This window comes from Chelatococcus reniformis (genome assembly GCF_014640075.1).
GTDB classification, from domain to species: domain Bacteria; phylum Pseudomonadota; class Alphaproteobacteria; order Rhizobiales; family Beijerinckiaceae; genus Camelimonas; species Camelimonas reniformis.
Genome location: NZ_BMGG01000004.1, coordinates 340,524 through 352,615 on the forward strand (window position 1 = coordinate 340,524; position 12,092 = coordinate 352,615).

Here is a 12,092-nt window from a genome sequence, read left to right on the forward strand (position 1 = left end):
CGCTATCGTGCGTCGGTGCCGGCCTGTACCGTGGGCGTAGGGCAGGATTCGGGGGCGCGGCATGTCCAGAGTAACCTTCGATCGTTCGGAGTCGCGGGCGCGTCGGCACGCCGGCGCGCTGGCGTTGGGGGCGGCGCTGATGCTCGCTCCGGCGCTCGGGCTGGCCGATACGCCGGGCGTGACTGCGGCGGCCGTGAAGATCGGCAACATCGACGCCTACAGCGGCCCAGCTGCCGTCTATTCCGTGCTGGGGCGGCTGCCCGGCGCCTATTTCAAGATGCTGAACGAGAATGGCGGCATCGGCGGGCGCACCATCGATTACATCAGCTATGACGACGCCTATAGCCCGCCCAAGACGGTGGAGCAGGCGCGCAAGCTGGTGGAGAGCGACGAGGTGGCCGCCATCTTCGGCCCGCTCGGCGCGCCCACCAATTCGGCCATCGCCAAGTACATGAATGCGAAGAAGGTGCCGCAGATCTTCATCGCCTCGGGGGCGACGAAGTTCGGGGACCCCAAGAGCTTCCCCTGGAGCATGGGCCTGCAGCCGAGCTACCAAAGCGAGGGACGGGCCTTCGCCGCGCACCTGCTCTCGGTCAAGCCCGATGCCAAGATCGGCATCCTCTACCAGAACGACGATTTCGGGCGCGACGTGCTGAAGGGCTTCGAGAGCGGGCTCGGCGACAAAGCCTCGCTGATCGTCGCCAAGATCCCCTACGAGACCACCGACGCGACGATCGATTCCCAGGTCCTGCGGATCAAGGCCGCGGGCGCCGACGTATTCATGAACATGACGACGCCGAAGTTCGCGGCGCAGGCGATCCGCAAGATCGCGGAGCTGGGCTGGCAGCCCATGCATTTCCTGGGCTCGAACGCCTCCTCGATCGAGGCGGTGATGAAGCCGGCCGGGCTGGAGAACGCCAAGGGCATCATCTCCAGCGCCTATCTCAAGGACCCCAACGATCCGACGTGGAAGGACGACCCGGCGTTCAAGGCCTGGAACGCATTCCTCGACAAGCATTATCCCGAGGCCGACCGCAAGGACTCGCTCACGGTCTACGCCTTTGTCTCGGCCCAGGTGATGGAGCAGGTGCTGAAGCAGGCGGGGAGCGATCTCTCACGCGAGACGATCATGAAGCAGGCGGCGAACCTAAGGGATTTTGCGCCCGGCCTGCTGCTGCCCGGCATCAAGATCAACACCAGCCCGACCGACTACTTCCCGATCGAGCAGCTGCAGCTCGTTCGATTCAACGGCGAGCGCTACGAGCCTTTCGGACCGGTGCTCGACGCCGCGCTGCCGCGCTGATCGGCGGGCGCTTTGCGGCGCCCGCGGTCCGTCGTTCCGTCCGGGCATCGGCGCTGCCGCGGAGCGGCCGCCGCGGTGCGATGTCCCAACAAGCAGGGAGAAGCGCCATGGCAAGCACCGTCTACGAGACGTTCGCCGATGTCGCGAAGCGGTGGCCGGACCGCCCGTTCGTCGCGGTCGGACCGCTGGCCAGCCGGAGCTATCTGCCGACAGGCATCGAAATAAGCTATGCCGAGGCGACAGAACGGGTCGGACAGTTGCGCGAGGCCTATGCCTCGGCCGGCTATGGCGTCGGCCATCGGGTGGGCTTGCTGCTCGAGAACCGGCCGGAGCACCACCTTCATTTCCTCGCCCTGAACAGCCTCGGCATCGGCGCCGTGCCGATCAACCCGGACTACCGGCCCGACGAGAGCCGCTATCTCATCGAGCATTCCGAGCTCTGTCTCATCGTCGCCCTGCCGCATCGGCTGGACGACCTCGGCGCCGTGGCGGCGCAATGCGCACAGCGCCCGCCGCTGCGCGCAGTCGGCGACCCCCGGGCGCTGCCGCCTGCTCCGTCGGCGGCCCGGCGCGAGCAACCGGGGCCGGGCACCGAGACGACCCTGTTCTACACCTCCGGCACCACCGGCCGGCCGAAGGGTTGCGTGGTGACCAACGACTATTACGATCTGGTCGGCGAGCTCTACCGCACGCGCGGCGGGCTGCTGGAGCTGCGCGAGGCCGAGGAGCGCATCTACAATCCACTGCCGCTGTTTCACATCAACGCCGGCGTGTTCAGCTTCATGGGCGCGCTCACCACCGGCGGCTGCTCGATCCTGCCCGATCGCTTCCATCCCAATTCCTGGTGGCAGGAACTCGCCGATGCCCGCGCCACCATCTTCCATTACCTCGGCATCATCCCCGCCATGCTGATGAAGCTGCCGCCGGGCCCCCAGGACCGTGCGCACGGTGTCCGGCTGGGCGTCGGCGCCGGCTGCGAGCCAAACCTGCACCGGGCCTTCGAGGAGCGCTTCGGGCTGCCGCTGATCGAGCTGTGGGGCATGACCGAGACCGGCGGCGGCTTCATCGCCTCGGTCGAGCCCCGGCTGATCGACACCCGCGCCTTCGGCCGTCCCGGCGCCAGCCCCGGGCTGGAGCTCGAAGCGCGCGTCGTCGACGCCGAGGAGGCCGACGTGCCCCTCGGCCAGGCCGGACAGCTGCTGGTGCGGCGCTCGGGCGACGATCCACGGCGCGGCTTCTTTCGCGAATATCTCAAGAACGAGGAGGCGACGGCGGAAGCCTGGCTGGGCGGCTGGTTTCACACCGGCGACGTCGTCACCCAGGACGAGACCGGGATGCTGTTCTTCGTCGACCGCAACAAGAACATCATCCGCCGCTCGGGCGAGAACATCTCGGCGGCCGAAGTCGAGGCGACGCTGCTCGGCCATGAGGGGGTGCTGGAGGTCGCGGTCATCGCGGTACCCGACGACATCCGCGAGGAGGAGGTGATGGCCTGCGTGGTGCCGAAGGAGGGTTATGCGGCCGGCGAGGCACTGGCGCAGGCCCTGTTCGACCACGCCAACGCGCGGCTATCCTATTACAAGCCGCCGGGCTGGGTGCTGTTCGTGCCGGCGTTGCCCAAGACCAGCACGCAGAAGGTGCAGAAGACCGAGATCGTGGCCAAAGGCGCTCGCCCGGAGGCGCTCGCCGGCGCCATCGACCTCAGGGCCCGCAAGAAGCGCACAGGCCCCGGCCGCTGAGCGGCTACGCCGGAGTCGCGGCCCTTCGAGCTGCGGCGTCAGCGCACGATCGAGGCGGCGCCACCGATCAGGGAGGTGCTCGCCACGATCAGCAGCGTGATCACCGTCAGGGCTGGAACCGTCAGCAGCAGACCGACCAGGATGGCGGCACCGTCGCGGGCCATCAGGCCCAGCGCGAACGCCACCATGGCGATCGCCGGGGCGAGGTTGCCGAAGGGGATCGGCGCCATGATCGCCAGCGCCAGGGCCAGCACCGGCAATGCAAGGGCCATGCGGGCGCGCGGCCCGGTCAGGAACGACAGCCGTTGCTCGCACAACCAGCGCTCGGCCCGGACGATCCATGGCAGTGCGGCGGCGATGGCGAGGCGCAGGGTCGGCACCGGCACCGTCCGCTCGCGCACGATCCGGGGGAGCCACAGCTGGCTCGCCCCCGCCATGATCTGCACCGAGATGAGCGCCATCAGCGCGCCGAGCACGAGCCCGACGGGCCCCGGCAGGGGGATCATGGTCGGCAGTGTCAGCAGCAGCAGGGCCAGGCCCAGCCCTTCCATGCCGAGCCGGTCGATGATGGTCCCCACGGTCGCGCGCTCACCGTTGACGCCGCGCGCCACGTCGAGCAGGTCGCGTACGATCGGCCCCCGCGGCCCCTGGCGTGTTCGGGCAAACCATCGCCGCAAGACGCGCCGCACCCGGCCCCTCGGTTGGCGGACTCGGCCCTCGGCGATGGCTTGGCTATCACTCATCCCAACGGACCTCGAGGAGTGCTGACAGGCGGACGGACCATCCGGGCGCCTGCGGCAGCGCTTTGGCTTTACACAAACGACACGCCTCTCACCGGGCGGATGAGACCATTTACCCGAGATGCTCGGTCGAACTCCCAATCGTGGCCACCAATAGCGTCAACTTGGCGACCACGGTGAGGCGTGGGCGGGATGTTGCGGTGGCCAGCGTGGCTCACGCCACCTTGGCGCGCGAGGGCTCCTCGAACTCGAACAGCCGTTCGTAACGGGCGATCTCGGCCTCCTCGCCGGTCGCCTTCTGCGGGTTGTCGGACAGCTTGACCGCGGGCCGGCCGTTGGCGCTGGACACCTTGCACACCAGGGAGGCGGCCTTCAGTCCGTCCCGCGGCCCCGGCGCGCAGCCCTCGAAGTCGTTGGTGAGGTTGGTGCCCCAGCCGAAGCTCATGCGCACGCGGCCCTGGAAGTAGTGGTAGGTGCTCTCGATCGCCTCCACGTCGAGGGCGTCGGAGAACACCAGCAACTTCTCGCGCGGATCACGGCCCCTGAGACGCCACCAGGTATAAATCTCCTCGCCCCCCTCGATCGGTGGCTTGGAATCGGGTCGGAAGCCGGTCCAGTCCGCGACCCAGTCGGGCGCGCGCTTCAAGAACGAGGTGGTGCCGAAGGCGTCGGGCAGCACGACCAGCAGATTGCCGCCGTAGTAGCGCTCCCAGGCCTCCAACACGCGGTAGGGCGCCGTCAGCCGCTCCTCGTCCGTGTCCGCCAGCGCCGCCAGCACCATCGGCAGCTCATGGGCGTTGGTGCCGATGGCCTCCAGGTCGGTGTCCATGGCGAGCAGCACGTTGCTGGTGCCGAGCAGGGCCTCGCCAAGGCCCTCCTTCAGCGCCTCCACGCACCAGCGCTGCCACAGGAAGCTGTGGCGGCGGCGCGTGCCGAAATCGGAGATCCGGAGCTCGGGCAGCTTGCGCAGCCGCTCCACCTTCTCCCACAGCTTGGCCTTGGCACGTGCGTAGAGCACGTCGAGGTCGAAGCGGCCCATGCCCTTCATGGCGGCGCGCGAGCGCAGCTCGTTGACGATGGCCAGCGCCGGGATCTCCCACATGGTGGTGTGGGTCCACGGGCCGGAGAAGTTGAGCACGAACTGGCCGTCCTCGCGCCTGAGGTCGTACTCCGGCAGCTGGAAGTCGACGAGCCAGGCGAGGAAATCGGGGGCGAAGATCTGGTGCCGGCCATAGAAGGAGTTGCCGGCGAGCCAGATCATCTCCTTCTTGGCGAAGCGCAAGCTGCGTGCGTGGTCGAGCTGCTCGCGCAGCTCGCGCTCGTCGATCTCGTCGGCGATGCGGACGGAATGCGACCGGTTGATCAGCGTGAAGTCGGCGCGCACGTCCCGGTAGAGGCCCCAGATCATCTGGAGCATCAGCAGCTTGTAGAAGTCGGTATCGAGCAGGCTGCGAACGATCGGATCGAGCTTCCAGCTGTGGTCGTAGACCCGTCGTGCTATATCGATGGTGGCCATTGGGCCTCTCCACGCTTATCCCATGGCACAAATCCGTGCAGGCGGAATAATGTCAAGCTGATGCGGCGGCGGCGCGCCGGCGCCCGGAGCCGCTCCTTGCGCCGCGCCCTTGCCTCAGTATAGTCCGCGCCTCCAAGCTCTCAGCCCGGCCGACCGAGCGTACCCCCGCGATTGGAAGATTATGTCCGCCAAGCCCGTCAACAAGGTCGTTCTCGCCTATTCCGGCGGTCTCGACACCTCGATCATCCTGAAGTGGCTGCAGACGACGTATGGCTGCGAGGTCGTGACCTTCACCGCAGACCTCGGCCAGGGCGAGGAGCTGGAGCCGGCGCGGCAGAAGGCGCTGCTGCTCGGCATCAAGCCCGAAAACATCTTCATCGAGGACGTGCGTGAGGAGTTCGTCCGCGACTACGTGTTCCCGATGTTTCGCGCCAACGCCCAGTACGAGGGGCTCTATCTGCTCGGCACCTCGATCGCCCGGCCGTTGATCGCCAAGAAGCAGATCGAGATCGCCGAGAGGACCGGGGCCGACGCCGTCTCCCACGGCTCCACCGGCAAGGGCAACGACCAGGTGCGCTACGAGGTCGCCTATTATGCCCTGAAGCCGGACGTCACCATCATCGCGCCCTGGCGCGAATGGGACCTGCGCTCGCGCGAGGCGCTGATCAAGTTCGCCGAGGACCATCAGATCCCCATCGCCAAGGACAAGCGGGGCGAGGCGCCGTTCTCGGTCGACGCCAACCTGCTGCACTGCTCCTCCGAGGGTAAGGTGCTCGAGGACCCGGCGGTCGAGGTGCCCGACTACGTCTATTCCCGCACCGTCGATCCCGAGCAGGCGCCCGATACCCCGACGGTCGTCAGCATCGATTTCGAGAAGGGCGATCCCGTCGCCGTCGACGGGGTGAGGATGTCGCCGGCGACGCTGCTCGCCAAGCTCAACGAACTCGGCCGCATCAACGGCATCGGCCGGCTCGATCTGGTCGAGAACCGCTATGTCGGCATGAAGAGCCGCGGCATGTACGAGACGCCCGGCGGCACCATCCTCCTCCTGGCGCATCGCGGCATCGAGAGCATCACGCTCGACCGGGGGGCGGCGCACCTGAAGGACGAGCTCATGCCCAAGTATGCCGAGCTCATCTACAACGGCTTCTGGTTCTCGCCGGAGCGCGAGATGCTGCAGGTGCTGATCGACAAGAGCCAGGAGTTCGTCACCGGCTCGGTCCGGCTCAAGCTTTTCAAGGGCGGCGTGCATATCGTCGGCCGCGAGAGCCCCTATTCGCTCTACAGCCAGGACCTGGTCACCTTCGAGGAGGGTGCGGTGGCCTATGACCACCGCGACGCGGCGGGCTTCATCAAGCTGAACGCGCTGCGGCTGCGCACGCTCGCCCAGCGTAAGAGGAACCTCGGCATCTGAGCTGCCACCGATGACCATTCATGCCACGACCCCAGAGGCGGACGCCGTCGCCCGCCGGCGGACCTTCGCCATCATCTCGCACCCGGACGCGGGCAAGACCACGCTGACCGAGAAGCTCTTGCTGTTCGGCGGTGCCATCCAGCTCGCCGGCGCGGTCAAGGCCAAGCGGGGCGGCGCGGCGACGCGGTCGGACTGGATGGGCATCGAGCGCGAGCGCGGCATCTCGGTCGTCACCTCGGTCATGACCTTCGAGTATGGCGGCCGGGTCTTCAATCTGCTCGACACGCCGGGCCACGAGGACTTCTCCGAGGATACCTACCGCACGCTGACGGCGGTCGATGCCGCCGTGATGGTGATCGACGCCGCCAAGGGCATCGAGGCGCGCACCCGCAAGCTGTTCGAGGTCTGCCGCCTGCGCGACATCCCCATCGTCACCTTCGTCAACAAGCTCGACCGGGAGGCGCGCGACCCCTTCGATCTGCTCGACGAGATCGAGAAGACGCTCGCCCTCGATACCGCCCCGGTGACGTGGCCGATCGGCCGCGGCAGGTCCTTCGCCGGCACCTACGACCTGCGCCGCAACCTGGTGCGCCGGCTGGACGACGATACGGAGGCCTTCGCCGTCAACGGGCCGGAGGACGGCCGCCTGCTCGCCATGTTGCCGGAGCACGAGCGCGACGCCTTCGCCGAGGAGCTGGGGCTGGCCCGTGAGGCGCTCCGGCCATTCGAGCTGGCGGGCTTCCGCGAGGGGCACCTGACGCCGGTGTTCTTCGGCTCGGCACTGCGCAATTTCGGTGTGCGCGACCTCATCGACGCCATGGGCGAGTTCGCGCCGCCGCCGCGCGGGCAGCAGGCCGATACGCGCCTGGTCGAGCCGACGGAGCCGCGCATGACCGGCTTCGTCTTCAAGATCCAGGCGAACATGGATCCCAACCATCGCGACCGCATCGCCTTCATGCGCGTCTGCTCCGGCCGGCTGACGCGCGGCATGAAGGCCAAGCTGGTGCGCACGGGCAAGCCCATGAGCCTGGCCGCGCCCCAGTTCTTCTTCGCCCGCGACCGCGCCATCGCCGAGGAGGCCTTCGCCGGCGACGTCGTCGGGCTGCCCAACCACGGCACGCTGCGCATCGGCGACACGCTGACCGAGGGCGAGGAGATCGTCTTCCGCGGCGTGCCGAGCTTCGCGCCGGAGCTCTTGCGCCGCATCAAGCTCACCGACCCCATGAAGGCCAAGAAGCTGCGCGAGGCGTTGCAGCAGATGGCCGAAGAGGGGGTCGTGCAGGTGTTCCAGCCCGTGGACGGGTCGGGCGCCATCGTCGGCGTCGTCGGCGCGCTGCAGCTCGACGTGCTGAAGGAGCGCCTGGCGGCGGAGTACAGCCTGCCGATCGACTACGAGCCGACGCGTTTCTCCATCTGCCGGTGGATCACTTGCGACGACAAGCTGGAGCTGGACCGCTTCGTCAACGCCCACACCTCGTCGATCGCGCTCGATCTCGATCGCGAGCCGGTGTTCATGGCGGCGAGCGCCTTCTCGCTCACCTACGAACAGGAGCGCTGGCCCGAGATCCGCGCCAGCGACGTGAAGGACTACCAGACGCGCGCGGGCGATTGACGCCATGGCGCCGCCCCTCCTCGCCCTCGCCGACATCCGCCTGCGCCTGGGCACGCAACCGCTGCTCGACGGCGCCGAACTCGCCGTGGGCCGCGGGGAGCGGCTGGCGCTGGTGGGCCGCAACGGCTCCGGCAAGTCGACGCTGCTGAAGATCGCCGCCGGCCTGGTCGAGTCCGACGGCGGCACGCGCTTCCTCCAGCCCGGCGCCACCCTGCGTTATCTGCCGCAGGAGCCGGATTTCTCCGGCCACGCCACGGTGCTCTCCTATGTGGAGGCCGGTCTCGGCCCCGGCGACGACCACTATCAGGCGGCGCGCTACGTAGAGGAACTGAGCCTCGAGCCGGAGGCCGACCCCGCGAACCTGTCCGGCGGCGAGGCGCGTCGCGCGGCGCTCGCGCGCGTGCTGGCGCCTGCACCGGACATTCTGCTGCTCGACGAGCCTACCAACCACCTCGATCTGCCGACCATCGAGTGGCTGGAGAGCGAGCTGGCGCAAGGTCGGACCGCCCTGGTGCTGATCAGCCACGACCGGCGCTTTCTCGGCCGGTTGGCCCGTGCCACCGTCTGGCTCGATCGCGGCATCACGCGCCGCGCCGAGGTCGGTTTCGACAAGTTCGAGGCCTGGCGCGACAGCGTCTACGAGCAGGAGGAGCGGGAGGCTCACAAGCTCGACCGCAGGATCGCCGCCGAGGAGCATTGGGTGCGCTACGGCGTCACCGGCCGGCGCAAGCGCAACATGCGCCGCATGGGCGAACTGGCGAGCATGCGCGATGCCCGGCGCACCGCCCGCCGCGCCACCGGCCAGGCCGCGATGGCGGCCAGCGAGGCGGACGGCTCGGGCAAGCTGGTCATCGAGGCCGTGGGCATCGGCAAATCCTTCGGCGAAAGAGCGATCGTCAGTGATCTGTCGCTGCGCATCCACCGCGGCGACCGGCTGGGCATCATCGGCCCCAATGGCGCCGGCAAGACGACGCTGCTCAACCTGCTCACCGGTGCCTTGGCGCCGGACACCGGCACGGTTCGCCTCGGCGCCAACCTGGAGATGGCGACGCTGGAGCAGCGCCGCGACAGCCTCGATCCGGAGGCCACCCTGGCCGAGACGCTGACCGGGGGCGGCAGCGACACGGTGAGCGTGGGCGGCGTGCCGCGCCATGTCGTCTCCTATATGGGCGACTTCCTGTTTCCGCCCGAGATGGCGCGCACGCCGCTGCGCGTGCTGTCGGGCGGCGAACGGGCGCGCCTGATGCTCGCCCTGGCGTTGGCCAAGCCGTCGAACCTGCTGGTGCTGGACGAGCCGACCAACGACCTCGATCTCGACACGCTCGATGTGCTCGAGGAGATGCTCGGCGAGTACAAGGGCACCGTCATCCTGATCAGCCATGACCGCGATTTCCTCGACCGCATCGTCGATGCGGTGCTGGCACCGGAAGGCCAGGGCCGCTGGCTGGCCTATGCCGGCGGCTATTCCGACATGCTGGCCCAGCGCGGTGCCGACCTCGCCGCCGCCAGGGAGCCGCCGCGCGAGCGCCCGGCCGACAAGGCGCGTCCCGCTGCGACGCCGCCCGCCCCTCCGCGGGAGGGCCGGCGCCGGCTCAGCTTCAGCGAGAAGCACGCGCTGGAGACGCTGCCCAAGGCCATTGCGGCGCTGGAGGCCAAGCTCGCGACACTCCAGGCCAAGCTCGCCGATCCCGATCTCTACGCGCGCGACCGGGCGGCTTTCGACACATTCTCCGCCGCGGCGGCCCAGGCGCAAGCGGAGCTCGCGGCCGCCGAGGACCGCTGGCTGGAGCTGGAGATGCTGCGGGACGAGCTCGCCTCCTGAGCGCGCGCGGTGATGGACGAAGCGCTGCACGAGAGCGCCTTGCGCGTGGGTGAATCACCCAAGGGCAAATGAGACGATGCAGATTCGAAAGGCGATGAGCATTTCTGCGCCGTCGGATGATCGCCCATCCAAGGGCGCGATGGCGAGAGCGTGAGCCCAAGCCGTGGACACGGGTGTTCGGACACGTGCTCAAAACAGAGACTTGGCGCGGAATGATCCCAAGAAAAGTCATCCCTTTCCGGACGCGCTGCCTATATAGCCCGCAGCGACGGCGGTTCCTTACGGTTGCGATCGGCTGTAGGGAGGTGCGAACGCTGCGGGCCCGTCCATGTCATCTCTTGCCGGCTCATCTCCCCACGTCGTCGCCGATCAGAGTGAGGTCTTCGCCTTCATCGGGTCGGCCTCGACCTTCGGGCTTGCCGCGCCGCCCGTGCGGATCGACACGCACGGCGCCGTCGTCGTGCTGGCGGGGCCCTTCGTCTACAAGGTGAAGCGGGCCGTCCGCTTCCCCTTCCTTGACTTTTCCACGCTGGCCAAGCGCGAGGCCGCCTGCCGCACCGAGTTCGCGGTGAACGCGGTCTATGCGCCGAGCATCTACCTAGGCGTCGTCTCCATCCGCCGCGGCGCCGACGGCGGCCTGCGCTTCGACGGGGCGGCAGACGGGGAGGTTGTCGAGTGGGCGGTGAAGATGCGCCGCTTTCCCCACGACTGCACGCTCGACCGGGTGGCAGCCGCGGGCGGCCTGACCCCGGCGCTGATGGCGGACCTCGCGCAGGTGGTGGCCGCCTCGCACGAGGCGGGCGAGCGCCGGCTCGACCCGGCCGAGGTCGACACCAATGCCATGTACCTGGAGCAGAACGCCGAGGCGTTCGCCGAGTATCCGGACTTGTTCGCGGCGAGCCGGGCGCGCGCCATCATCGCCGCCGGACGCGAGGCCTTCGCCGGGAACCGGGGCCTGCTCGTCAGCCGTTGCCTCGGCGGCTACGTCCGGCGCTGCCACGGCGATCTGCACCTGCGCAACATCGTGCTGCTCGGCGGCAAACCGACGCTGTTCGACGCTATCGAGTTCGACGAGCGCATCGCCACCTGCGACCTGCTCTACGATTTGGCGTTCCTGCTGATGGACCTCGTGCACCGCGGCTTTGCCGATCAGAGCAACCTGCTGTTCAACCGCTATCTCTGGCTGGCGGACGAGGCGCATCTGGAGGGGCTCGCGGCGCTGCCTCTGTTCCTGTCGATCCGCGCCTCGATCCGCGCCAAGGTCACCGCCGCCGGTCTCGATCACCTCGACGGCGCGGCGCGCGACCGCGAGGCGGCCGAGGTCGCCGGCTATTTCGATCTGGCCGACAGCTTCCTGGCGCCGGTGCCAGCGCGCCTGGTCGCCGTCGCCGGCCTTTCCGGCACGGGCAAGAGCACGCTGGCCGGGCGCCTGGCGCCGCGCCTCGGCCGCGCGCCCGGCGCCGTTCACCTGCGCAGCGACATCGAGCGCAAGCGGCTGTTCGGGGTCATGGAGAGCGAGCAACTGCCGCCCGAGGCCTACGACGCGGGGGCCGGGGAGGCGGTCTATGCAGCGCTCGCCCGCAAGGCGACCGCCGCGCTCGAGGCCGGCGCCGCGGTGGTGGTCGACGCCGTCTATGCGCGTGCCCATGAGCGCGCCGCCCTCGAAGCGGTGGCGCGCAACGCGGGCGTGCCGTTTGCCGGCCTTTGGCTGACGGCGCCCGAGGACGTGCTCGTGGCCCGCGTCGAGGCGCGGCGCGGGGACGCGTCAGATGCCCGCGCCGATACGGTGCGGGCGCAGCAGCGCTACGACACGGGTCCGATCGGCTGGAGCCGGATCGATGCCACGCCGACGCCCGATCGGGTCGTCGCGGCGGCGTGGGATACGTTGGAGCGCGCCGACAGCCTGTCCCGGTCCGGCGAGTTCATCTGATCGGAGCCGAGCCCTC

General features: G+C 68.9%; 8 protein-coding genes. 6 read left to right on the forward strand and 2 right to left on the reverse strand.

Translation table 11 applies throughout. The annotated features are described in order from the left end of the window. The first annotated feature begins 61 nt into the window (after window positions 1-61). On the forward strand, window positions 62-1,303 hold the full coding sequence (locus IEW34_RS12645; protein ID WP_373288244.1) for an ABC transporter substrate-binding protein: 1,242 nt from the start codon (window positions 62-64) through the stop codon (window positions 1,301-1,303). 107 nt (window positions 1,304-1,410) lie between these two features. Next, entirely contained in the window at window positions 1,411-3,042 is a 1,632-nt protein-coding gene (locus IEW34_RS12650) for an AMP-binding protein (RefSeq protein WP_188609543.1), read from the forward strand. Window positions 3,043-3,080: 38 nt separating this feature from the next. Here IEW34_RS12650 and IEW34_RS12655 read toward each other — a convergent pair whose 3' ends face one another. Next, complete coding sequence (locus IEW34_RS12655) at window positions 3,081-3,731, reverse strand: exopolysaccharide biosynthesis protein (protein WP_188609544.1); 651 nt, start codon at window positions 3,729-3,731, stop codon at window positions 3,081-3,083. 265 nt (window positions 3,732-3,996) lie between these two features. Further along, window positions 3,997-5,298: a nicotinate phosphoribosyltransferase gene (gene pncB / locus IEW34_RS12660; protein WP_188609545.1), complete on the reverse strand. Its 1,302-nt coding sequence runs from the start codon at window positions 5,296-5,298 to the stop codon at window positions 3,997-3,999. Between the two features lie 181 nt (window positions 5,299-5,479). On the opposite strand from pncB, the gene IEW34_RS12665 reads away from it, so the two are divergent. From IEW34_RS12665 to IEW34_RS12680, 4 genes are all read left to right on the forward strand, one after another. Continuing rightward, complete coding sequence (locus IEW34_RS12665) at window positions 5,480-6,712, forward strand: argininosuccinate synthase (protein WP_188609546.1); 1,233 nt, start codon at window positions 5,480-5,482, stop codon at window positions 6,710-6,712. 10 nt (window positions 6,713-6,722) lie between these two features. Then, entirely contained in the window at window positions 6,723-8,324 is a 1,602-nt protein-coding gene (locus IEW34_RS12670; protein WP_188609547.1) for a peptide chain release factor 3, read from the forward strand. Between the two features lie 4 nt (window positions 8,325-8,328). Continuing rightward, a complete protein-coding gene (locus IEW34_RS12675) occupies window positions 8,329-10,146 on the forward strand; it encodes an ABC-F family ATP-binding cassette domain-containing protein (protein ID WP_188609548.1) in 1,818 nt (605 codons plus the stop codon). Between the two features lie 328 nt (window positions 10,147-10,474). Next, window positions 10,475-12,076 carry a bifunctional aminoglycoside phosphotransferase/ATP-binding protein gene (locus IEW34_RS12680; RefSeq protein WP_188609549.1) on the forward strand — a complete coding sequence of 534 codons (1,602 nt, stop codon included), beginning with the start codon at window positions 10,475-10,477 and terminating at the stop codon, window positions 12,074-12,076. The last annotated feature ends 16 nt before the right edge of the window (window positions 12,077-12,092 follow it).